We start from the raw sequence: 22,277 nt of genomic DNA on the forward strand, positions 1-22,277 counted from the left end.
TTCGGAGAATCTTATGAATGTGTCGCTCTTAAAGTCGCCCGCTGCCGCGACTGACCGGATCCGGCTGGTGGAAAAGGAAACCGTCTGGAAGGGCTTCGTGCATTTGCAGAAGCTCGTTTTTGACCAGCGCATGCCTGACGGCAAGACGATCCGTATTGTGAGGGAGGTCCATGATCACGGCCTCGCCGCCGCCATTCTCCTTTATGACCCGAAACGCGACAGCGTGGTAATGGTACGCCAGTTTCGCCCCGCCGCCTTCGTCAACGGCGACCCGAACTTCATGATCGAAGTTCCGGCAGGGCTTCTCGATGGCGACGATGCCGCTGATGCAATCCGCCGCGAGGCGATGGAGGAATCCGGTTACGCCGTCGAAAAAGTTGAATACCTCTTCGACATGTATGCCAGCCCTGGCGCGCTGACTGAAAAGGTGAGCCTCTTCGTCGCCCGTATCGATCTCGACGTGCAAGCGGGCAGCGGTGGTGGACTGGAGGATGAAGGCGAAGATATCGAGGTTCTGACCTACGGTCTCGACGAAGCCTTCGGAATGATCGCCTCGGGTGAGATCACGGATTCCAAGACGATCATTCTGCTGCAATGGGCGATGTTGAATCGTGATCGGCTTTAAAGGCGGGGCGGCTTGAGCATATCCAGTGAACTAACCCACGGATACAGCCATCAACGCTAAAACCGCCCCCTGACGCCGGCACCCACGAAAATCGACTGCAAGTCGCCGCCACCAGCGTTCTTCTCCGACGACAGGCTTCCGGCGCCCGCGCCGCTATAATGCGTGTTCCCGCGCCCGAGGCTGGTATAGTCGTAAGCGCCGTCGAGGTAGATCGAGGCGTTTTCAGTCACGTCATAGGCAACGCCTGCCTTCACCCCGAACATGCCGGCAACGTCGAATTTGTCAGTGAAGCGCATGTCGCGCAGCCAGTGATCGTCAGTCGCCTTGGCGTAGACCATGGCGCCACCTTCGAGACCGAGATTGAGCGACCAGTTGCCGAATCTCTGGCCGCCCGTCAGGTTGCCGTAGAAAACCGGTATTTGTTGGCGATAGGTTATTCCCTTGAGGCCATCCTTGAATTTGCCCGAGAAATCGCGGCGGGAGAAAACACTGTAAACGGCGTTGCCACCATAGGCCGACCATTGCACATCGGTGTAGCGAAAACCGACGCCCGCGCTGAGATATTGCTGCGGATCCTCCAGCAATGTGCGATTGAGTTCGAGGCCTCCCGAAAAATAATGGTCGAGCCGTGTGTCATCATGCTGGGAGCGATCGCTCCAATTCTCCTTGGAGCTGTCTTTCGAAAAAGGCCATACCCAGTCGTAGTCGGTCATGTAGCCATCGCCTTCAAAACCGATGCGGCCTTCCGCCTTGACGCGCCAGCCGGGCGCTAGTTCAAGCCCGAGCGAGCCGCGCAACGCCACGGCGTTTTTCGTTTCCCATTCCAGTTCGCTCACCTTGCGGCCACCGAGATGAACAGTTTCCGTCGCCCGGAGATTGAGAACGCCGGCATCCAGTGAAGCCGTAATGCCGTTTTGTTCGGCGGCGAGTGGCAGGCAGGTACCCATCAGTAAAGCCGCAGAAAGCGGCAGGGGAAATCTCGAAAATCGCATAATCGCTCCTGAACGTCCGGAGGGCCTGAAGTAGAGGCCGTTGCGGTCATTAAAGACGATTATGGTAAATGATCGGTTTATTTCACCGAAGATACCAATTCTGATTTATCTATGTACTTTAGGAATAGCTACATCACGAGGCAGAGACAAGGATGGAATACTCGGTTTTACTTTCGCTCTTGTCGAAAACGGCTTTTCCGCCTTCCATCCGTACCTTGCCTTCGGCGAGTAATTTCAGCGCCAGTGGATAGAGCTGGTGCTCGACGGTGAGGATCCGCGCAGCCAGGGTATCGGCCGTGTCGTCGGAAAGAACCGGCACAGCCCCCTGCGCAATCGTCGGGCCCTCATCCATGCCTTCGGTGACGAAATGGACCGTGCAGCCGGAAATCTTCATGCCGCTGTCGATGGCACGCTCATGCGTATGCAAACCGGGGAAAAGCGGCAGCAGGGAAGGGTGGATATTGATGATGCGGCCTTCATAGGGGGCAATGAAATCCCCCGAGATCAGCCGCATATAGCCGGCGAGACAGATGATGTCAGGCGCAATCTCCCCAAGAGCGGCCAGAATGGCGCCCTCATGTTCCGTCTTGCTCGCATAGGTCCTGCGCTCGAAGACGAGGGTCGGAATGCCGAAACCCCGTGCCTTTTCCAGCCCGCCGGCAGTTGCCTTGTCCGAGATCACGCAGGCGATTTCCGCCGGAAAATCCGCCGTCTGGCAGGCCTTTACCAGCGACATCATGTTGGAGCCGCTGCCGGAGATGAAAACGACGACACGTTTGCGGCCAGACGACAGGGCGGCGGGCATCATAGGGCGAGGGCGCCCTTGTAGATGGTGCCATGCGCGCCTTCTTCACGGGCGACCATGCGGCCGAGCGGGAAGACGGTCTCGCCTTGGGCCGTCAGAACTTCGGTGACCTTTTCGGCATTTTCAGCCGAAACCACGACGATCATGCCGACGCCGCAATTGAAGGTGCGCAGCATTTCCTTTGCTTCGACACCACCGGTTTTCGCAAGCCAGGAGAATACGGCGGGAACCTCTATCGCTTCGAGATCGATCTCGGCGGCGAGATGTTTGGGCAGAACGCGCGGAATATTCTCCGGGAAACCGCCGCCGGTAATATGCGCCAGTGCCTTCAGCGCGCCGGTCTCGCGGATCGCCTTCAGAAGCGGCTTCACATAGATGCGGGTTGGAGTCAGCAGCGCTTCGCCCAGCTTCTTGTCATCGGCGAAGGGAGCGGGTGCATCCCAGTCGAGCCCGGAGATCGATACGATCTTGCGCACCAACGAGAAGCCGTTGGAGTGGACGCCGGATGAGGACAGGCCAAGAATGACGTCGCCCTCGGAAATGTCGCCGGCGGGCAGAAGCTGGCCGCGTTCGGCCGCGCCCACGGCAAAGCCCGCGAGGTCGTAATCACCATCTGAGTACATTCCCGGCATTTCAGCGGTTTCGCCGCCGATCAGCGCACAACCGGATTCGCGGCAGCCGGCGGCGATGCCCGAAACGATCGCAGCGCCCTGGTCGGGATCGAGCTTGCCGGTGGCAAAATAATCGAGGAAGAACAGCGGTTCTGCACCCTGAACCACGAGATCGTTGACGCACATTGCGACGAGATCGATACCGACGGTGTCGTGATAGTTTGCGTCGATGGCGATCTTCAGCTTGGTGCCGACGCCGTCATTGGCGGCCACCAGAACCGGGTCGGTGAAGCCAGCGGCTTTCAGATCGAACAGGCCGCCGAAGCCGCCGATTTCGCCGTCCGCGCCGGGACGTCGCGTGGAACGCACCGCCGGTTTGATCTTCTCGACCATCAGATTGCCGGCGTCGATATCCACCCCTGCGTCACTATAGGTAAGACCGTTCTTGCCCGACTGGCTCATGGCTCTCGTCTCCGCTGGTTCCTTTGGCGTCGCCATTCGCACGGGACGGGGCCTGATGCAAGGGTTTGCGTGGCAAAACCTCCGGTTTTTAACGGCTTTGACGTTCCGCGATGGTCGCTCTCGGCAGCATTTGCCGCAATGCGGCGAAGGTGGGACCGGATATTCTGCGTTGTCGGCTTTTTCAGTCCCCTTATCCCTTTGCCGACGCAGTCTTGACCATGTGCCCACGCCCATCCTATCTCCATGATGCGGGATGACGATGCGGTGACAGAAGGATGAACGGATGCAACCCCATGTAAGCGGTACCAGCCTGCGCCGGCAGGTGTTTTTCTGGATCGGCGTGCTTGCCGTCTTTATCCTCTTCCTGATGGTCTTCAGCTCCATTCTCCTGCCTTTCGTGGCTGGCATGGCGCTTGCGTATTTTCTCGATCCGGTGGCCGACTGGCTGGAGAGGCGCGGCCTCAGCCGGCTGATGGCCACGGTCGTCATTCTCATCTCCTTCGTGCTGGTCTTCGCGCTGTCGCTCATCATCATCATTCCGCTCATTGCCGCCCAGGCCTCGGAATTCATCACGCGCATCCCGCAATATATCTCATCGCTGCAGCAGCTGATCGCCGGCGCGGATACCAATCTCCTGCCGGACTGGGTGAGCAGCCAGATCGACGCGGTAAAGGAGAACTTCTCGAAACTCCTCACCGAAGGTGCGGGTTTCATCGGCACATTGCTGACGCAGATATGGAATTCCGGGAAATCGCTGGTCGATGTCGTGTCGCTCCTGGTGGTCACCCCCGTCGTCGCCTTTTACCTGTTGCTTGACTGGGACCGGATGATCGACAAGGTCGACAGCTGGATCCCGCGCGATTACGTGCACACGGTGCGCCAGATCGCCCGCGACATGGACAAGACCATTGCCGGTTTCGTGCGTGGGCAGGGCTCGCTCTGCCTCATTCTCGGGGTTTATTACGCCGTCGGCCTGTCGCTGGTCGGGCTTAATTTCGGCCTTTTGATCGGCCTTTTTTCGGGCCTCATCAGCTTCATTCCCTATATCGGCTCCATGGTCGGCCTGATCCTGGCGGTTGGCGTCGCCATCGTGCAGTTCTGGCCGGATTATCTCTATGTCGTGCTGACCCTCGTCGTGTTCTTTTCCGGCCAGTTCATCGAAGGCAACATCCTGCAGCCGAAACTTGTCGGCAGCAGCGTCGGCCTGCATCCTGTCTGGCTGATGTTTGCCCTCTTCGCTTTCGGCGCGCTTTTCGGCTTCGTCGGGCTTCTCGTCGCGGTGCCGGCTGCGGCGGCGGTCGGCGTGCTTGTCCGCTTCGCCTTGTCGCGGTATCTTGAAAGCGATCTTTACCACGGGCACGCCGCCAACCTTCCCTGGGAAGCCAACCTCACCCTGGAAGAAAGGGAAACGTCCTCCGGCAAGGTTGACTCTCAGAGCTGACAATGACTGACCCAATCAAAACCGACAACGCCCGGTCGAAGGCCGAGCAGCTGCCGCTCGCATTTTCGCATCCGTCCGCCTCCGGCCGGGACGATCTCCTCGTGTCGGCTTCGCTGGAGGCCGCCGTCAGCCTCGTTGACGCATGGCCGCACTGGCCCTCGCCGGTGGTCGTGCTGGCAGGGCCGCCCGGTTCCGGAAAATCGCACCTTGCCAATATCTGGAAAAATATCAGCGAGGCCCGCGAGATTCATCCGCAAGCGGGCGCGGATGCCGCGCGCGCGGCCGAAAGGGGGGCGGTGCTATTCGAGGATGCCGATCGGCGTGGTTTTGATGATACCGAACTCTTCCATGTCATCAACAGCGTACGCCAGAATGGCACGACGCTTCTGATGACCAGCCGGCAATGGCCGTCGGCCTGGCCCGTCACGCTGCCGGATCTGCGCTCGCGCCTCAAGGCCGTGACGGTAGTGGAAACGGGTGAACCGGACGAGGCGTTGCTGGCGCAGGTGCTGGTGAAGCTCTTCGCTGACCGGCAGCTTTACATGGATGACAAACTCATAGGCTACATCGTCAACAGAATGGAACGTTCGCTCGATACGGCGCAGACGATCGTAGAGCGGATCGACAGGCTGGCGCTTTCGCGCGGAACGAGGATCACCCGCCCACTGGTGGCGGAAGTCCTCAACGCGATGGACAATGCCGAGAGACATAACGGACCGGACGACGATTGACTGTCACAGTTCCGTCGTCAAACTGTTATACGGGCAAGAAGGACGATCGCGGGATGCAGCAGGATCACGGATTGGAAATTGGTCAGGGGATGGAACAGGGCATGGACGCTGTCGCGCAGGAAGATTTCAACAAGGTTCAGCCGCAGACCGAGGGCGAGAACCTCTGGGATAGCCCCGCGCGTTTCATCAACCGCGAATTCTCCTGGCTCCAGTTCAACCGCCGTGTCCTTGAGGAAACGCTGAACACCGATCACCCGCTGCTGGAGCGGCTGCGTTTCCTGTCCATCTCGGCGGCCAATCTCGATGAGTTCTTCATGGTTCGCGTCGCCGGCCTCGAAGGCCAGGTGCGCCAGAAGATCACCGTCAGGACCCCGGACGGCAAGACCCCGGCAGAACAGCTCGAAGATATTCTGAAGGAAATCGACAACCTGCAGATGGAGCAGCAGGCCTCGCTTGCCGTTCTGCAGCAATATCTTGCCAAGGAAGAAATCTACATCGTACGCCCGGCTGCGCTTTCGGATGAGGATCGCAACTGGCTGGAGACCGAGTTTGAGGAACGCATGTTCCCGGTGCTGACGCCGCTCTCCATCGATCCGGCGCACCCGTTCCCCTTCATTCCCAATCTCGGCTTTTCCATGGGGCTGCAGCTGGACAGCGTCAACGGCCGCGAGCCGATGACGGCGCTTTTGCGCCTGCCGCCGGCGCTCGACCGCTTCGTGCGGCTGCCGGATGAGAAGAACGCCATCCGCTACATCACGCTCGAGGATGTGGTCGGTCTGTTCATTCACCGGCTCTATCCCGGCTATACCGTTCGCGGTTCCGGCACGTTCCGCATCATCCGCGATAGCGATATCGAGGTGGAGGAAGAGGCCGAAGATCTGGTGCGCTTCTTTGAAAGCGCGCTGAAACGCCGCCGCCGCGGTTCCGTCATCCGCATCGAGACCGACAGTGAAATGCCGCAGTCGCTGAGGCAGTTCGTGGTGCACGAACTCGGTGTGCCGGATAATCGCGTCGCGGTTCTGCCCGGTCTTCTCGCGCTCAACACGATCTCGGAAATCGTGCGTGCCCCGCGCGACGACCTGAAATTCGAGCCCTACAATGCCCGTTTCCCGGAGCGCGTTCGTGAACATGCCGGCGATTGCCTCGCTGCTATCCGCGAAAAGGACATGGTGGTTCACCATCCCTATGAAAGCTTCGACGTGGTGGTGCAGTTCCTCCTGCAGGCTGCGCGCGATCCCGAAGTACTTGCCATCAAGCAGACGCTTTACCGCACCTCCAACGACAGCCCGATCGTTCGCGCGCTGATCGATGCCGCGGAAGCAGGTAAATCCGTCACGGCGCTGGTCGAGCTCAAAGCGCGTTTCGACGAGGAAGCAAACATCCGCTGGGCGCGCGATCTGGAACGCGCCGGCGTGCAGGTCGTGTTCGGCTTCATCGAACTCAAGACCCACGCCAAGATGTCGATGGTGGTGCGCCGCGAGGATGGCAAGCTCCGGACCTATTGCCACCTTGGCACGGGCAACTATCACCCGATCACGGCCAAGATCTATACCGACCTGTCCTTCTTCACCTGCAACCCGAAGATCGCCCACGACATGGCGAATATCTTCAACTTCATCACGGGTTACGGCGAACCGGAGGAGGGCATGAAGCTGGCCGTCTCGCCCTATACGCTACGCGCGCGCATCCTCAAGCATATTCACGAGGAAATCGAGCACGCCAAGCGCGGCGCGCCGGCGGCGATCTGGATGAAGATGAATTCGCTTGTCGATCCAGAGATCATCGATGCGCTCTACCATGCCAGCGCCGCGGGTGTTGAGGTGGACCTCGTCGTGCGCGGCATCTGCTGCCTGCGCCCGCAGGTGCCCGGCCTGTCGGACAATATCCGCGTCAAATCCATCGTCGGCCGCTTCCTGGAGCACAGCCGCATCTTCTGCTTCGGCAATGGTTTCGGCCTGCCGTCGGACAAGGCGCTGGTCTATATCGGCTCCGCCGACATGATGCCGCGCAATCTTGACCGCCGCGTGGAAACGCTGGTGCCGCTGACCAATCCCACCGTGCATGAGCAGGTTCTTTCACAGATTATGCTGGGCAATCTCATTGACAACCAGCAGAGCTACGAGATACTTGCGGACGGAACGTCGAGGCGCATCGAGGTGCGTAAAGGCGAAGAACCGTTCAACGCGCAGCACTATTTCATGACCAATCCCAGCCTTTCCGGACGTGGTGAAGCCCTGAAATCCAGTGCGCCCAAATTGATTGCCGGGTTGATTTCGTCCCGCAAGAAACAGGCTGAATGACTCGATCAGAAGCACAGGGGCGGCTGACCGGCCTTGCCCCCGTTTCCGTCATAGATATTGGCTCGAACTCCGTTCGTCTTGTCGTATATGAAGGTCTTTCCCGCGCGCCTGCGGTGCTGTTCAACGAAAAGGTGCTTTGCGGGCTTGGCAAAGGTTTGGCGCTGACGGGGCGCATGCATGAGGAAGGTGTGAGCCGCGCGCTCCTGGCGCTCAGGCGTTTTCACGCCCTCTCCGAGCAGGCGCAGGCGCAGCAGCTTTATGTGCTGGCCACGGCCGCGGCCCGAGAAGCGGAAAATGGTCCCGATTTCATTCGTGAGGCCGAAGCCATCCTCGGCTGTGAGATCGAGGTTCTGTCGGGTGAGAAGGAAGCGCTTTATTCGGCCTATGGCGTGATCAGCGGTTTCCATGATCCTGATGGCATCGCCGGCGACCTCGGGGGCGGCTCGCTGGAACTGATCGACATCAAGGGCAAGAGCTGCGGCGAAGGCATCACCCTGCCGCTTGGCGGTTTGCGGCTTTCGGAGCAATCGGACGGCTCGCTGGAAAAAGCGGCGACCATTGCCAGAAAGCACGTCAAATCCTTCGCCAAACTTCTGGCGGCGGGTGAGGGGCGCACCTTTTACGCCGTCGGCGGCACTTGGCGAAATATCGCCAAGCTGCACATGGAGATATCCGGTTATCCCCTGCACATGATGCAGGGTTATGAATTGCCGCTAGAGGAAATGCTGAATTTCCTCGAGGAGGTCATCGTCTCCCGGGATAGCAAGGATCCCGCCTGGCAGGCGGTCTCCAAGAACCGCCGCTCGCTCCTGCCATTCGGTGCCATCGCCATGCGCGAAGTTCTGAAGATGATGAAGCCGGCCAGGATCGCTTTTTCCGCACAGGGCGTACGCGAGGGTTACCTTTATTCGCTGCTGACGGAGGCGGAGCGCGAATCCGATCCGCTGCTGGTGGCCGCCGACGAACTTGCCATTCTGCGCGCCCGTTCTCCGGAGCATGCGCGAGAACTGGCGGACTGGAGCGGTCGCACCTTCCCGGTTTTCGGCATCGACGAGACGGAAGAGGAAAGCCGCTATCGGCAGGCCGCCTGCCTGCTGGCCGACATCAGCTGGCGCGCGCATCCGGATTACCGCGGTCTGCAGGCGCTCAATATCATCGCCCACTCGTCCTTTGTGGCGATCACCCATCCCGGGCGCGCCTATATTGCACTTGCCAATTATTACCGCTTTGAAGGCCTGAACGACAACGGCACCACCGAGCCGCTTGCCGCCATGGCGGGGGAGCGTCTGCAGGAACTCGCCAAACTGCTGGGCGGCCTGCTGCGCGTCGTATATCTTTTTTCAGCCTCCATGCCGGGTGTCGTGGATCACCTGAAATTCCGCAAGACAGATAATCCGGATCTCGATCTGGAATTTGTGGTGCCGCATGATTATTGCGATTTTGCCGGCGAGCGGCTGGACGGACGTTTGCAGCAACTGGCGAAGCTGACGGGCAAGCGGCTGGCCTTCGTGTTCGAATAAGAAGCGGCGGAGTTTCCGTTCACGACAGAAACGACATTGGCCCCGTGCTAGGACCAGCGCTCGCAGAACGCTTCGATATCGTTTGACTGAAAGTCGCCAAGCCGCGCCATGATCGTCTCGAAGGGCCAGTCCCACCAGGCAATAGCGGTAAGCTTCTGCGCAATCGATCGTGAAAAGCGCTCGCGAATGATTTTTGCGGGTACGCCGCCGACGATGGTATAGGGCGGCACGTCCCTGGTTACCACGGCGCCGGCGGCCAGCACCGCGCCGTCTCCCACCTTGACGCCCGGCAGGACGATGACCCCGTGTCCGATCCAGACATCGTGACCGATAACGGCGCGATCCTGCTTCCGCTGCGCGAAAAAGGCATCGTCGCGCACCGCATCGGCAGAGTAATATTCAGGGCAGTAGCTGAAACGGTGCATGGATGGCCGGTCCATCGGATGGTTGGGAGCGCCTATCCTGACCTCCGCGGCGATGGCGCAGAACTTCCCGATGATCGCATCCCCCACCATGCAGCGGGGACCAAGATAAGAGTAGTCTCCGAGCTCAACATTATGCAGCGAGGTGTCGGCCAAAATCTCGCAGCATCTGCCGATGCTCGAGTCTCTTACGCTGGCTGTTGCATGAATGACGGTCTCTGCGAGCTTAGGGCGCTTGATCTGTGCGGTCGAATCCATTGCAGTCTCCAGATTTTGCGCCTGCTTAACCGGGCATGATGAAGGCCCTATGACGCGAGACGGCGGAGCATTCCATCCGTGACCGGCATACCCTGTCAAGTTCAGACCACGTCTCTTGCTTCGTGTGACATTCTCTCCTTACAGATCGGCGTCACCTGCCGGCGACATTCGGGCGCATTATCGTTTCCAGTAGTGCTCCGTTATGTTTTGAGCATTCCGAATGATATGACCGGCGATTTCTGGGTCGCCGCCCTCGAAGGTCTGCGGATCGGCCCCGCACAACAACAAAAAGAGCTGTTGATGCGCAACTGCGGCAAAATAATCCCGGGGTGGTGGCTGCATGTCTGACCCGGCCGCCTCGAATGCTTCGGCGACTTCTTTGCTGGCGCGCTCAACCGCTGCATGAACACTCGCCATCATCGCCGCTTCGTTGCGTTCCAATATATCCTGAACCTGCCGTTCTGCCGGTGTCAGAACCGGACAACTCTCGCTCATTAAATGTCTCTCCTGTCGGTACAACCATTTCGCCAAGCAATATTATCGCGTGGATTGTGTCCGCTTTGCGGGAAACATAAATCTTGGTCTTGAAGTGTAGCGCGCCGGTTGACCTCCATGCCGTCTGTGCGGATCGAACAGCAATGGGCTGTCCATTTTGCAAGCCGTTCAGCCGTGGCCGAGTGCTTTTCGAATGCAGGCGCTGAGATAGGCATATTGCAGCGGCGTTATCGTCGCCATGACTTCGGTCCGATTGGCGGGATGATCCTGATAACCCACCGGCAGATCAAATTGGGTGAAGGTGAAATCCCAGCGGACGCCATCAATGATATTGTAGAAGTGTTGCGCGCCGCTGACAGCGGTTTTCGCAAGTTCGCCGCCGAAAATGTCCTGAACCACCAGGGCAGTGACGCTTCCTTGCCCCCTGGCTGGATTTTCGCGCGACCAGAGGCCGCTGGTCTCGCCCGACCAGCTTCTCTTCAGGGCGTAGTACAGTCTTTCGGCATGGTCCTGCATGAAACGTCTTCTTTTCCGCAAGCATGTTTCTGTCGCGGCCGGAAAATCGGAAGGAGCGCCGCGCAGACGTTCGTGTCTGCCAGCGCTCCGTCCGGATCATTGGTGACCGTCAGTGCAAATGACGGCAGCCGTGGCCTCACTTCGCCTCGAGTAGGTCCTTGACCTCAAGCAGAACGAATTCGTTGTCATCAGCCTTGTCCAGCGCCCGCCCGGCAGAGAAAGGCAGGTTGTTGTCATTGCCGACGATGATATGAGTGGCATCGACGCGGTCGACATTCTCGATGGTGACGAAAGGCATGTCGTAGAAACCGTTGCCGCCGCCCTGGCGCTTCTTGTTATCAGGGTCGGAGATCTTCATCAGGTCGATGTAGCCGATCTTGCGGGCGGCCTTGCCGACATTGGCGTCGTTGAATTCGATCTTGTAGATGCGCTTGACCTTGGCTGGGCGGGCGAAGCAGTCCGCAGTGGGAGCCTTCGGGTCGGCGCAGGCCTTGTCGGCCGTGCCGGCGCCGTTGTCGCGTTCGATGACGAGGGCAGTGGTCTCGTCCAGCATGTTGAAGTCACCGATCGCCTCGCCGCCTTCCGCCAGCGGATAAAGCCAGCTGCGACCGGTCCACTCTTTCCTGGCGGTGTCCAGTTCGATGATGCGCAGCGCGGTCGCGCCGTCTTCGGTCTTTTCTACCTGCCCGTCCGCCATATAAAGCGGTCCTTCGAGAAGGCCGTAGAGCTTTGAGCCGTCCTTGGAGAGCGCCATGCCTTCATAACCCCCGGAGCGTTTCAGGTTGAAAGCGGGCATTTTCTGAGTCGGGTTGCCAGGCAGTGCGAGAGCCGGATGGTCGGGAGACTTCACCTCGATATCGCCGGCCTTGGTGGAGACCACATCGGTCAGCTTGCCGTCGCGGGTGAATTTCAGGATGTAAGGACCGAATTCCTCACCCACCCAGAAACCGTCGGCAACAGGCTGAATGGATTCGACATCGAAATCGGCGCCCGTCAGGTAGCGCTTTTCCGTGCCTTCCAGAACGATGGGGAAGGGCGATTTCATGTCAGGGTCGGAGAGAAACACGGTTTCAAGCGCATTGACCTTGCCGGCTTCCCAGTCGAACTTCAGATGGTGAAGCATCAGCATGGCGTCGCTCGAATTGAGCTTGGAGCCGAAACCGTTGTCGGAAAGGCTCCAGAAGCTGCCGTCCGGCATGGCCTTGATGCCGGAAAAGCCCTGCATGGGCTGGCCGTTGAACGGCATGGAAAGGCCCGTCAGGCGCGCGCCGTCCTTGCCGGGCACGGTGCCGAGGCCTTCGGCGCGCTTGCGGTCGGCTGTGGTGAACTTGGCGGAGGTCTTGAGATGTGCCGGCGCATCGGCAGGCGCGGCGATGATGGTGTTGGCCGGCAGAATGGCATGTGAAACCAGCTTTGCCGGAAACTCCTTTTCCGCTGCCTGCGATGCGGAAGCGAGTGCGAGAACCGCGCAAGAGGCGAAAAGAACGTGCTTCATATTGAGACCCCTCTCAGTACCTGTTGAAGACAGGATTGACGCGATAGGGGCAGCACATGACAGAGAGGTGATTGCCGTTTGAAGCTTTGATGAATTTTGATGACGGCGGCCGCTGGCAAAGGTGACGGCGACGTTGCTTCGCCCTAAGCGGCGGGTGCCTGATACTGGCTGAGCGTGCAGACACCGAGCGTCTGACCACGGCCCTTGACCGCGTGCTCGCCGAGATATTCGCTGCGCACGCCCTTGGGAAGCACCAGCTGATGGGCGAGGTCGGCGGAAATCAGCACGGGGTGGCCAAGCATCTTGCTCAGCGATTCGAGTCTGGAGGTCGTGTTCACCGTATCGCCGAAATAGGTGATCTTGTGATGGTCAACGCCGATTTCCGCAGTGATGACAGGTCCGCCATGAATGGCGAAGCGCAGGCGCGGCACTTCACCGAAGCGGGAAAGCCACATGTCGCGCTTTTCCTCGATGGTCGCCTGAATATCGAAAACGCAGCGCACGCAGGCCGCGCGCCGTATCGCCCTATGGTATGGCCAGGTGATGATCGCGGCGTCGCCGATGTAATCGTCGATGACGCCGCCGTGTTTCCTGACCGGTGCGGCATAGCTCGCGAAGATTTCGCCCAGAAATTCCTGTGCCTTCAGGTCGCCATGGGTTTCGGCGAAGGAGGTGGAACCGACAAGGTCTATGAAGATGAAGACGCGGTCTTCGCTCACCGGTCTGCGATAGCGCCCGAGAATGAGGTCGATGAAGATATCGCGGCCAAGAAGTTCACGCACACGCATAATGAAGACGATGATGCCGCAGACGATGAGCGTGAAGACCAGCGTCTGTACTTCGGCATGAACGGCGCGTTTCCAGGTGCCGGGAAAGATGCCGCTCAGCCACAGGATCGTGCCGCCCAGCCCGAAGCCGCAGAAGACGAGAACAGCATAGATGACAAGACCGACGGCAATGTAAACCGGTGTCGGCAGGGCGCTGACCTGCCGCGACAGGCCGGGCATGATGTAACCGCGCTCGAAGGCGAGGATTGGCGCGCAGGCAAACAGCGCATAGGTCGCGCCGATGAGCGCGCCACCGCCATATTCCAGGAAGGCGTAGGCCACGCCGCTGCCGGCCACGGCAACGAAGAGCACCACGTAATCCAGAATGGGCAGCAATTTTCTCATGTCGATTCTTGATCTCGGGAAGGGCAGGCCCGTCGCTCCTTGCGGGCAAAGCTTCTGTTCAGGTCATATGCGACATTAATGTGGAAAAAGCGCTGGAAAAAGTGAGCAATCGGTAAGGTTGCATAAAGGATCGGAAAGCCTGTTGCCCGGTTGCCGCAACGGGCGGGGCCCGCACCCCGCCTAAGTTGATATCGTATAGTCGATGGCTTCACCGATTTTGTCGCCCGACGCGCTGTCGGGCGATTCGGGTGTTCGGCCAGCGCCATTCAGATGCAGCGCTAGCGAATGAGGCGATACGCGGTATGAGAAGGTCGCGGAAAGAGCGAGGGTTACGACTCGTTCGCCGCAACCTCTACAGCTTCGACCTTCTTGCCGGCAAAACGCAGGGCGACCTCACCATTGATGAGCTTCAGCGCCACATTGCCGAAAAGCTCCCGCCGCCAACCGGTCAGTGCCGCCACCGTTGCCTTTTCGCCCTCGGCGGCGATCTTGTCCAGATCGTCGCTATTGGCGATGACCTTGGCGGCGACGCCGTGCTTGTCCGCCGTCAGCTTCAGCAGAACCTTCAACAGTTCCACGGCAGCGCCCGAGCCTTCCGGCGCGTGGCTGTGACGCGGTGCCTTCGGCATTTCTTCTTTCGGCAGCGCCAGCGCCGCATTCACCGTCTCGACGATGGCGTTGCCGGACGCGGAGCGTTCCCAGCCCTTGGGAATGGTGCGAAGCCGCGACAGCGCCTCGGCATCCTTCGGCTGCTGCTGGGCGATTTCGAAGATCGCATCGTCCTTCAGCACGCGCGAACGCGGCACGTTGCGGGAGCGCGCCTCACGCTCGCGCCAGGCGGCGATGAATTTGAGGATGGCAAGCTCGGTCGGCTTGCGCAGGCGCGATTTCAGCCGCAGCCAGGCATCGTCGGGATGCATGTCATAGGTGTCGCGAGACTCGAGAATATCCATCTCTTCGGTCAGCCATAGCGAGCGGCCTTCGCGCTCGAGCTGGGCTTTCAGCGAGAGATAGACATCCCGCAGATGGGTCACGTCGGCCAGCGCGTAATCCAGCTGCTTTTCGGTCAGCGGGCGGCGGCTCCAGTCGGTGAAACGGGAGGATTTGTCGATCTGCACGTTTTTGATCTTCTGCACCAGCTGGTCGTAGGAGATCGAATCGCCGAAACCGCAGACCATGGCGGCGACCTGCGTGTCGAAGATCGGATGCGGAATAAGCCCGCCGAGATGGTAGATGATTTCGATGTCCTGTCGCGCCGCGTGGAAAACCTTCACGACGTCGGGATTGGCCATCAACTCGAAAAGCGGCGTAAGATCGAGGCCCTTCGCCAGCGGATCGACCAGCACCTCGAGAGTCGGGCTTGCCATCTGCACGAGGCAGAGTTCCGGCCAGAAGGTGGTTTCCCGCAAAAATTCGGTGTCGATGGTGATGAATTCCGATTTCGCCAGTTCCGTGCAGGCCTCGGCGAGGGCGGCAGTCGTTTCAATCATTGCAAATGGCCACTCGTGAAAATTATCCGTCTTACTTTCCCTTTGCCGGGCGCATGTCAATACAAAGCCCGTTTTTGAAGGCCTAAGGATCGTTTTTCTCCGGCGGAATGGGCTCCGACCCATTCTTTTTAGGTGGTGTGGGTGCGGCGAGCTTCTGGAAATAGGCCGAGGTGCGCAACAGCGAACTGAACCGCCAGTTCCTCTCCTCAAGCGGAACGCCCTCGCGCACCTGCAGCCGATATATGGTGTAGGCGATGAAAACGATCTGGATCGCGGCGGTATAGCTGAACAGCGCCTTCGGACCGAACTGATCGATCAGGACGGAGGCGAGAAGCGGCCCCACGGTTGCGCCCACCGACCAGAAGAACAGCAGTCCGGCTGACATCATCGCATGTTCGCCTTCCCTGGCGTGGTCGTTGCCATGCGCCGAACTCAGCGAATAAAGCGGCAGGGCGAAGGCGCCGAAGATGAAGACGCCGATGATATTGCTCCACTCGTCCGTGCCGGCGAAGAAAGCGAGAAACAGCCCGACGATGACAGAGGCGGCCGTGGTGGCGAGAATGATGATGCGCCGGTCATAACGGTCGGAATAAACGCCAAGCGGATATTGCAGCACCACACCGCCAATAATGCCCGCACTCATGAAGGTGGCGATGGCGGTAACGGAAAAGCCGATCTGTTCGGCATAGATCGGGCCAATGTTGCGGAAGGCCGCCATGCTGAGGCCGACTGCCACGCAACCGACGACGGCAAGCGGGGAAATGCGCCAGACGGCGAAAAGGTCGAAGGGAATCTGCTTCGGCGGGGCAGGGTTGGATTTGTCGGCAAGCGAGATCGGCACCAGAGACAGCACCAGCGCTATCGCGATCAGCGAAAACACCACCGGGCCTTCGACACCCATCACGGCAATGACATATTGCGCCAGCGTCACGGAGCCGAGATCGACGAAACGATAGATGGAAAGCGTGCGCGCGCGATTGGAATTCGTCACCTGGGCATTGATCCAGCTTTCGATGGCCGCAAAAAGACAGGCGACGGCAATGCCGATGACGAAACGCATCAGCATCCAGAATAGCGGGTGGATGATGAGCGGCATGGCGATGGAAGCGGCCGAGGCGACCGCTGCCATGGTGGCAAATGTTCTGATATGGCCGATCTTTCGCAGAAGCCGCGTCACCGAAATGCAGCCGAGTGCGAATCCGAAGCTGTAGGCGGCGCTGATGACGCCGATGGTGCTGGCGGAAAAACCTTCGGAGATGCCGCGCAGGGCAATATAGGTTCCCTGCAGGCCGTTGCCGCCGATCAGGATGCCGGCGGTGACGAGAAGCGGGATGAGGGGTCTGATCTGGCTCATTGCGGGCCGACTCGGTTTGGCGGGCTGAATATGCACTATCTAAAGCCAAGGCGGGGGAAAGGACAGGCTGAAGGCGACATTGTTGCGCTTTGCCTTGACAAATCAGGCTGGCCATGCGCTTTTCCGGCAAATTTCGACAGTGCCGCCCATCTGGCCTCCAACAGGCCCACGACACGTTCCAGGATAAAAAAATGCATCGTTACCGCAGCCACACCTGTGCCGCTCTCCGCAAGTCCGACGTCGGCGAAACCGTTCGCCTTTCCGGTTGGGTTCATCGCGTGCGAGATCATGGCGGCGTTCTCTTCATCGACCTTCGCGACCATTACGGCATCACCCAGGTGGTTGCCGATCCCGACAGCCCGGCTTTCAAGGTTGCGGAAACCGTGCGCGGCGAATGGGTCATCCGCATCGACGGCCTCGTCAAGGCGCGTTCGGAAGACACCGTCAACAAGGGCATGGCGACCGGCGAGATCGAGCTTTACGCCCAGGAGATCGAGGTTCTCGGCGTCGCCAAGGAACTGCCGCTGCCGGTCTTCGGTGAGCCTGACTATCCGGAAGACGTTCGCCTGAAGTACCGCTTCCTCGACCTGCGCCGCGAAACGCTGCACAAGAACATTGTCAAGCGCACGCAGATCATCTCCGCCATGCGCACCGGCATGGCCGATGCCGGCTTTGCCGAATATACGACGCCGATCCTCACGGCCTCCTCGCCGGAAGGTGCACGCGACTTCCTCGTGCCGTCGCGTATTCATGAGGGCAAGTTCTTCGCGCTGCCGCAGGCGCCGCAGCAGTACAAGCAGCTTCTGATGGTGGCGGGTTTCGACCGTTACTTCCAGATCGCGCCGTGCTTCCGCGATGAAGACCCGCGCGCCGACCGCCTGCCGGGCGAATTCTACCAGCTCGACGTCGAAATGAGCTTCGTGACCCAGGAAGATGTCTGGACCACGATGGAGCCGATGATGACGGCCGTTTTCGAAAAGTTTGCCGAAGGCAAGCCTGTCACCAAAGAGTGGCCGCGCATTCCCTATGATGAAGCGATCCGCAAATACGGCTCCGACAAGCCGGACCTGCGCAACCCGATCGTCATGCAGGCCGTGACCGAGCATTTCGATGGTTCGGGTTTCAAGGTCTTCGCGAACATGATCGCCTCCAACCCGAAGGTTCAGGTCTGGGCAATTCCGGCCAAGACCGGCGGTTCGCGCGCATTCTGCGACCGCATGAACGCCTGGGCGCAGTCTCAGGGTCAGCCCGGCCTCGGTTACATCTTCTGGAAGGAAGAAGACGGCAAGGTCGGCGGTTCCGGTCCGCTCGCCAAGAACATTGGCGAGGAACGCACCGAGGCGCTGCGCCAGCAGCTCGGCCTCGAGGCAGGTGATGCCTGCTTCTTCGTCGCCGGTGATCCCGCCAAGTTCTACAAGTTTGCCGGTGAGGCGCGCACCCGCGCCGCCGATGAACTGAACCTGATCGACCGCGACCGCTTCGAAATGTGCTGGATCGTCGACTTCCCCTTCTTCGAATACAACGAAGAAGAAAAGAAGATCGATTTCGCCCACAACCCCTTCTCCATGCCGCAGGGTGGTCTGGAAGCGCTGGAAGGGCAGGACCCGCTCTCCATCAAGGCCTTCCAGTATGACGCCGTCTGCAACGGCTTCGAAATCGCCTCCGGTTCGATCCGTAACCAGTCGCCCGAGTTGATGGTCAAGGCTTTCGAAAAGGTTGGCCTGTCGCAGACCGACGTTGAAGAGCGCTTCGGCGGTCTCTACCGCGCCTTCCAGTATGGCGCGCCTCCGCATGGCGGTTGCGCTTTCGGTATCGACCGTGTGGTCATGCTGCTGGTCGGTGCGAAGAACCTGCGCGAAATCACGCTGTTCCCGATGAACCAGCAGGCGCAGGACCTCCTGATGAACGCGCCGTCGCCGGCAACGCCGACGCAGCTTCGCGAACTGGCGCTGCGCGTCGTTCCATCCAAGAAAGACTGATCGTGTTGAAGACGCTGCTCGACCGTGTTCGCGCAGCCTTCACCCGTGCATTGGCGGCCGCACTTGCGGCCGCTTTTGCGTTCTGGGTCGCGCATGGCTGGCTAGGCCATCCGCAACCCGTCTTCGCGGCGATCAGCGCGCTCATCTGTCTGGCGCCGGGAATTCCAAGCCATGTTCGTCAGGGCCTCGGCTTGATGGTGGGCGTCACCGTCGGCATTCTCGTCGGGGAAATAGCCCTCCTGGTTCCGCATGATTTCGCCGAAATCAGGCTGGCCTCGGCGACCTTCATCGCCATGATCCTCGCCTCCATGTTCGGCCTGCCGCCAGTCGTACCGATACAGGCTGGTGCTTCCGCCATGCTCGTGCTCCTCATGGGGCCGCAGGTTGCCGGCCTTGTCCGCTTCATCGACGTGATCGTGGGTGTCGCGACCGGTGTCACCGTAGCGCTGGTCTTCTTTCGCGAGCGGCTGAAACTCTAGCCGTCACCACTGGTGGATGAGGAATTTTCCGTCTTTTTCTCGCGAACGCGGCAAAGACACAATTTTACCGCGAGTCGAACCCACTTCCGCACATAATCAGCCGAAATCCGATCCCAGTATAGCCCTGCGTCCACCAGGAGGATGCAAGTCTAACGCAGATTTTAAACTTGGGACGGCGCCGACCGAACGTTGAATCCGGTTCGCGCGATAATATTGGTAAGGATTTCAGAATGGTTCATCAAACGGAAAAAGACCCTGCCATCGCGGCCGGGCATATGCATCCGGCCACGCACCGCACTCATTTCGCGGCCGGGCTGCGCTCGCCGGGCGCGAAATTTGTCATGATCGGCTTCATTTCGATGGTCTTGCTGGTGCCGCTCCTGCTGGTCTGGGCATTGACGGAAGAGCGCGCCTCTCGTGCACAAGAGGTATCCGGACGGATCGCCCATGGATGGGGTGGCGATCAGGTGGTGAATGGACCTTATCTTGCCGTGCCCTTCGATGTGGAACGCCGCCGCGAGGTCAATGGCCAAAGCGTCGTTGATCGTGTGACGGAATGGGTGCTTGTCATGCCGGAAACACTAAAGGTCACGGCTGATCTCAAGGCCGAGGAAAAGCAGCTGTCGATCTATAGCTTGCCCGTTTATAAAGGCGATCTCGCGCTTGCCGGTCGCTTTGGTTCCGGCATCCTGACGGATCTCGCCCGTTTTGCTGGCGCGCCTCGTCTCGATAACGCCGTCCTGGTTCTCAATATCGCTGACATGACAGGCATCCGGTCCAGCGCAGGCGTCCGGATAGACGGCGGGCCCGTTCTGCCATTTGATCCCGGCATGCGGGACATGTCCGCAACGGCAACGCATGACGACCCGCAGGCGCGAATGATGTCCGATGCCGGAGTGCATAGGCAAATTGACAGAGGCCTCATTGAAACCGGCTTTGCCTTCGATATTGCCTTTTCACTGAACGGGTCGGGCAGTTTCGCCGTCGCGCCGGCAGGTCAGACGACGAGTTTTGCCGCAAAAGCCAATTGGCCACATCCGGGTTTCGAAGGCCTGTTTTTGCCGGAGGAAAAAACGATCACCGCCACGGAGTTCAGTGCCAGTTGGACCATTCCGTATCTCGCACGGGGCTTGGATCGGGTTGTTGAAGGCCCGCGATTGCCGCTCTCCAACAGTCTGATGACAATCAATCTCGTAGAGCCAGTGAAATTTTACCAGATCATCGCGCGGACACTGAAATATTCGATCGGGTTCATCTCTCTCGTTTTCCTTGCCGTCTTTATCGTCGAACTCAGGGGCGGCACCATCGTGCACTGGCTACAATATGTGCTGACAGGGCTGGCGCTGATCGTTTTTTATGTACTTCTCCTGGCGCTTTCGGAGCACACGGGATTCACCATTGCTTATGTCGCCGCCGCACTCTCAACAGCGGTGCTGATCTCCTTTTATCTCGGCAGCGCAACCCGTAGCCGAAGGAACGGCATTGCCCTGTTCAGCGTGCTCTCACTCGCCTACAGCGTCATGTACCTGGTGCTGAATGAAGATGAATATGCACTGTTGGCCGGTGCGGTAATCTCGTTCATCGCCATAGCCGCCACAATGTTTGCGACGCGCCGCGTTGACTGGTCGGGAGCGGGCACTGCAGGTGAGGGCAGGATAATCGCACAGGGCGAAACAGCCTGAGCGCCACTGCCGCCCCCAAAAGCGGGACGCAAGCTGCGACCCGCTTTTGGCGTTGATCGTGAGATAAGTTATCGGGAGCTGACGACATTCCCGGATGTTAATTGAGCACAAAAGGAAAGCCCCGGTGCAATGGACCGGGGCTCTTTCGTCTTATTCGTTTGCCGTCACCGTGACGCCGAGCATTTTCGGCAAGGTGTTCGGCGCGCCCATGGCAGCGCCCATGATCATGGGGAAGGGGACCGGCTTTTCCGGCGCTGCCGTGATCGAGAAGTTCTTCGGATCGTCGATATAGGTGTTGATCGCCGCCGACACCATGTTCTGCAATTCGGGAACGTTGAGCGAGGCCATCATGATCGGCGCCATGCCCTTGATGGTCTGTGCAAGCTGGTCGCCCGTCATACCCTGCTGGCTCGCCGCATAATCGATCGCGCGCTTGGTGATGCTGGCGTCTTCGAAGCTGATCTCGGCGTTGACGAAGGAGAGTTGCTGCATCAGGCCGAGCATGGCAAGGCTCGCGGCCTGGTCTGCCTGTTCCTTGTTCGGGTTGGCGGCCTGCGCCTTCACCGTTTCCTGCATCGACTTGATGAAGGCGAGCGTGTAGCCGGAGAAACCGAACGACATGTTCAGGCGGCCGACATCATCGAGGTCGATCGCGTATTCCTCGACATCAACAGTGCCGGAAGCCACTTCCCAGCTGCCGCTCATGGTCATGTCGCCGGAAAGCGCCTGCAGCTTCAGTTTTTCGATTGCATCCTTGGTGGCGGGGTCGGTGACGTCGCTGAGGTCGGCCTTGAAGCCGGAGGCGTCGAGGTCAAAGCTGATCGAGTTCTTGTCGTCGCTGACCGACATCGTCGCGCTGGTTTCCTCAAGCGAGAAAGCCTGCTTGCCGTCGACGGACACGGAAATCGGGCCGCTATGGGCTTCGTCGTAGAACATCAGCGCATCGACCGTGCCGGTGGTGGCATCAGCGGGGATGACGAGGCCGGACATGTAGATGTCGCTGGCCTTGATCTCGACCTTGTCCTGCTTGTAGTCGATATTGTCGAAGCGGGCGTTCTTGATCTTGTAGCCGCCGTTGTTTTCCTCGACGCCATCAAGCGTGATATTGCCAACCGGGATTTTCTTGGCCGGGTCGGCAGCGGCACTGAGGGTCACGTCGTTCAGCGTCACCGTCGAGCCGTTGACGGCGACGGAGCCTGCATCAATTTGACCGCCCTGCGCGGCATAGGCCGCATTGATCTTCTTCAGCACATCCCCACCATCCAGCGCGAAAGCCGGCGCGGAAAGGGCAAGAAGCGCGGCGCTCGCAAAAAGAACCTGCCGGGTGGATTTCAGTCTCATGATGTTTCTTCCCTCAACGTACGGCTGCAAACCGAGCCTTAATGCTAATGGTGATACTTATATTCGCTGATAATCAAAGGTCTAGGGTATTTAGATCGATTCCCATG

At 59.5% G+C, this 22,277-nt stretch carries 19 protein-coding genes; 8 read left to right on the top strand and 11 right to left on the bottom strand.

Translation table 11 applies throughout. The features are described 5' to 3' along the window. Positions 1–13: 13 nt before the first annotated feature. Positions 14–625: an NUDIX domain-containing protein gene (locus HQN82_RS03820; protein WP_112765709.1), complete on the top strand. Its 612-nt coding sequence runs from the start codon at positions 14–16 to the stop codon at positions 623–625. Between the two features lie 56 nt (positions 626–681). Here HQN82_RS03820 and HQN82_RS03825 read toward each other — a convergent pair whose 3' ends face one another. The 3 genes from HQN82_RS03825 to purM form a co-directional block, all read right to left on the bottom strand. After that, positions 682–1,617, bottom strand: a complete 936-nt coding sequence (locus tag HQN82_RS03825; protein WP_037088978.1) for an omptin family outer membrane protease — start codon at positions 1,615–1,617, stop codon at positions 682–684. A 133-nt stretch (positions 1,618–1,750) separates the two neighbouring features. Continuing rightward, positions 1,751–2,425 carry a phosphoribosylglycinamide formyltransferase gene (purN, locus tag HQN82_RS03830; protein WP_173614567.1) on the bottom strand — a complete coding sequence of 225 codons (675 nt, stop codon included), beginning with the start codon at positions 2,423–2,425 and terminating at the stop codon, positions 1,751–1,753. Next, positions 2,422–3,495 carry a phosphoribosylformylglycinamidine cyclo-ligase gene (gene purM, locus HQN82_RS03835; RefSeq protein WP_035207698.1) on the bottom strand — a complete coding sequence of 358 codons (1,074 nt, stop codon included), beginning with the start codon at positions 3,493–3,495 and terminating at the stop codon, positions 2,422–2,424. Before purM ends, purN begins: the two co-directional genes overlap by 4 nt. 283 nt (positions 3,496–3,778) lie before the next feature. Here purM and HQN82_RS03840 point away from each other — a divergent pair, with 283 nt between their 5' ends. The 4 genes from HQN82_RS03840 (at position 3,779) to ppx (ending at position 9,487) form a co-directional block, all read left to right on the top strand. Continuing rightward, on the top strand, positions 3,779–4,936 hold the full coding sequence (locus tag HQN82_RS03840; protein ID WP_004441130.1) for an AI-2E family transporter: 1,158 nt from the start codon (positions 3,779–3,781) through the stop codon (positions 4,934–4,936). Positions 4,937–4,938: 2 nt separating this feature from the next. Beyond that, on the top strand, positions 4,939–5,667 hold the full coding sequence (gene hdaA, locus HQN82_RS03845) for a DnaA regulatory inactivator HdaA (RefSeq protein ID WP_107339793.1): 729 nt from the start codon (positions 4,939–4,941) through the stop codon (positions 5,665–5,667). Positions 5,668–5,768: 101 nt separating this feature from the next. Continuing rightward, complete coding sequence (locus HQN82_RS03850) at positions 5,769–7,967, top strand: RNA degradosome polyphosphate kinase (RefSeq protein ID WP_034496238.1); 2,199 nt, start codon at positions 5,769–5,771, stop codon at positions 7,965–7,967. Then, positions 7,964–9,487: an exopolyphosphatase gene (gene ppx / locus HQN82_RS03855; RefSeq protein ID WP_004441136.1), complete on the top strand. Its 1,524-nt coding sequence runs from the start codon at positions 7,964–7,966 to the stop codon at positions 9,485–9,487. Before HQN82_RS03850 ends, ppx begins: the two co-directional genes overlap by 4 nt. Before the next feature lie 47 nt (positions 9,488–9,534). On the opposite strand, the gene HQN82_RS03860 is transcribed toward ppx, so the two are convergent. The 7 genes from HQN82_RS03860 to HQN82_RS03890 all read right to left on the bottom strand — a co-directional run bounded on the left by HQN82_RS03860 (position 9,535) and on the right by HQN82_RS03890 (position 16,689). Beyond that, entirely contained in the window at positions 9,535–10,167 is a 633-nt protein-coding gene (locus HQN82_RS03860; RefSeq protein WP_004441138.1) for a DapH/DapD/GlmU-related protein, read from the bottom strand. A 177-nt stretch (positions 10,168–10,344) separates the two neighbouring features. Beyond that, positions 10,345–10,662, bottom strand: coding sequence for a hypothetical protein (locus HQN82_RS03865; protein WP_037088981.1), 318 nt, complete (start codon positions 10,660–10,662; stop codon positions 10,345–10,347). Between the two features lie 168 nt (positions 10,663–10,830). After that, positions 10,831–11,178 (bottom strand): YunG family protein, encoded by a 348-nt coding sequence (locus HQN82_RS03870; RefSeq protein ID WP_072494902.1) that lies wholly within the window; start codon positions 11,176–11,178, stop codon positions 10,831–10,833. A 136-nt stretch (positions 11,179–11,314) separates the two neighbouring features. After that, positions 11,315–12,673, bottom strand: a complete 1,359-nt coding sequence (locus HQN82_RS03875) for an esterase-like activity of phytase family protein (RefSeq protein ID WP_112765711.1) — start codon at positions 12,671–12,673, stop codon at positions 11,315–11,317. 143 nt (positions 12,674–12,816) lie between these two features. Continuing rightward, the gene (locus HQN82_RS03880; protein ID WP_004441145.1) at positions 12,817–13,845 is read right to left on the bottom strand and encodes an adenylate/guanylate cyclase domain-containing protein; all 1,029 of its coding nucleotides are present in this window, start codon (positions 13,843–13,845) and stop codon (positions 12,817–12,819) included. A gap of 329 nt (positions 13,846–14,174) precedes the next feature. Continuing rightward, positions 14,175–15,335, bottom strand: a complete 1,161-nt coding sequence (gene rnd / locus HQN82_RS03885) for a ribonuclease D (RefSeq protein WP_037088987.1) — start codon at positions 15,333–15,335, stop codon at positions 14,175–14,177. A gap of 82 nt (positions 15,336–15,417) precedes the next feature. After that, positions 15,418–16,689: an MFS transporter gene (locus HQN82_RS03890; RefSeq protein ID WP_173614568.1), complete on the bottom strand. Its 1,272-nt coding sequence runs from the start codon at positions 16,687–16,689 to the stop codon at positions 15,418–15,420. A gap of 191 nt (positions 16,690–16,880) precedes the next feature. Between HQN82_RS03890 and aspS the strand changes: the two genes are divergently transcribed. The 3 genes from aspS (at position 16,881) to creD (ending at position 20,829) form a co-directional block, all read left to right on the top strand. Next, the gene (aspS, locus tag HQN82_RS03895; protein ID WP_004441151.1) at positions 16,881–18,668 is read left to right on the top strand and encodes an aspartate--tRNA ligase; all 1,788 of its coding nucleotides are present in this window, start codon (positions 16,881–16,883) and stop codon (positions 18,666–18,668) included. A 2-nt stretch (positions 18,669–18,670) separates the two neighbouring features. After that, complete coding sequence (locus HQN82_RS03900; protein WP_072494279.1) at positions 18,671–19,147, top strand: FUSC family protein; 477 nt, start codon at positions 18,671–18,673, stop codon at positions 19,145–19,147. A 230-nt stretch (positions 19,148–19,377) separates the two neighbouring features. Then, entirely contained in the window at positions 19,378–20,829 is a 1,452-nt protein-coding gene (gene creD / locus HQN82_RS03905) for a cell envelope integrity protein CreD (RefSeq protein ID WP_112765899.1), read from the top strand. A 150-nt stretch (positions 20,830–20,979) separates the two neighbouring features. Here creD and HQN82_RS03910 read toward each other — a convergent pair whose 3' ends face one another. Continuing rightward, on the bottom strand, positions 20,980–22,170 hold the full coding sequence (locus HQN82_RS03910; RefSeq protein WP_035207707.1) for a hypothetical protein: 1,191 nt from the start codon (positions 22,168–22,170) through the stop codon (positions 20,980–20,982). Between the last annotated feature and the right edge of the window lie 107 nt (positions 22,171–22,277).

It is taken from the genome of Agrobacterium pusense (assembly GCF_013285525.1).
Classification (GTDB): Bacteria; Pseudomonadota; Alphaproteobacteria; order Rhizobiales; family Rhizobiaceae; genus Agrobacterium; species Agrobacterium pusense.

Coding starts and splice junctions, on each gene's coding strand:
- HQN82_RS03820 (WP_112765709.1), top strand. CDS start 14: ATGAATGTGTCGCTCTTAAAGTCGCCCGCTGCCGCGACTGACCGGATC.
- HQN82_RS03825 (WP_037088978.1), bottom strand. CDS start 1,617: ATGCGATTTTCGAGATTTCCCCTGCCGCTTTCTGCGGCTTTACTGATG.
- purN (WP_173614567.1), bottom strand. CDS start 2,425: ATGATGCCCGCCGCCCTGTCGTCTGGCCGCAAACGTGTCGTCGTTTTC.
- purM (WP_035207698.1), bottom strand. CDS start 3,495: ATGAGCCAGTCGGGCAAGAACGGTCTTACCTATAGTGACGCAGGGGTG.
- HQN82_RS03840 (WP_004441130.1), top strand. CDS start 3,779: ATGCAACCCCATGTAAGCGGTACCAGCCTGCGCCGGCAGGTGTTTTTC.
- hdaA (WP_107339793.1), top strand. CDS start 4,939: ATGACTGACCCAATCAAAACCGACAACGCCCGGTCGAAGGCCGAGCAG.
- HQN82_RS03850 (WP_034496238.1), top strand. CDS start 5,769: ATGGACGCTGTCGCGCAGGAAGATTTCAACAAGGTTCAGCCGCAGACC.
- ppx (WP_004441136.1), top strand. CDS start 7,964: ATGACTCGATCAGAAGCACAGGGGCGGCTGACCGGCCTTGCCCCCGTT.
- HQN82_RS03860 (WP_004441138.1), bottom strand. CDS start 10,167: ATGGATTCGACCGCACAGATCAAGCGCCCTAAGCTCGCAGAGACCGTC.
- HQN82_RS03865 (WP_037088981.1), bottom strand. CDS start 10,662: ATGAGCGAGAGTTGTCCGGTTCTGACACCGGCAGAACGGCAGGTTCAG.
- HQN82_RS03870 (WP_072494902.1), bottom strand. CDS start 11,178: ATGCAGGACCATGCCGAAAGACTGTACTACGCCCTGAAGAGAAGCTGG.
- HQN82_RS03875 (WP_112765711.1), bottom strand. CDS start 12,673: ATGAAGCACGTTCTTTTCGCCTCTTGCGCGGTTCTCGCACTCGCTTCC.
- HQN82_RS03880 (WP_004441145.1), bottom strand. CDS start 13,845: ATGAGAAAATTGCTGCCCATTCTGGATTACGTGGTGCTCTTCGTTGCC.
- rnd (WP_037088987.1), bottom strand. CDS start 15,335: ATGATTGAAACGACTGCCGCCCTCGCCGAGGCCTGCACGGAACTGGCG.
- HQN82_RS03890 (WP_173614568.1), bottom strand. CDS start 16,689: ATGAGCCAGATCAGACCCCTCATCCCGCTTCTCGTCACCGCCGGCATC.
- aspS (WP_004441151.1), top strand. CDS start 16,881: ATGCATCGTTACCGCAGCCACACCTGTGCCGCTCTCCGCAAGTCCGAC.
- creD (WP_112765899.1), top strand. CDS start 19,378: ATGGTTCATCAAACGGAAAAAGACCCTGCCATCGCGGCCGGGCATATG.
- HQN82_RS03910 (WP_035207707.1), bottom strand. CDS start 22,170: ATGAGACTGAAATCCACCCGGCAGGTTCTTTTTGCGAGCGCCGCGCTT.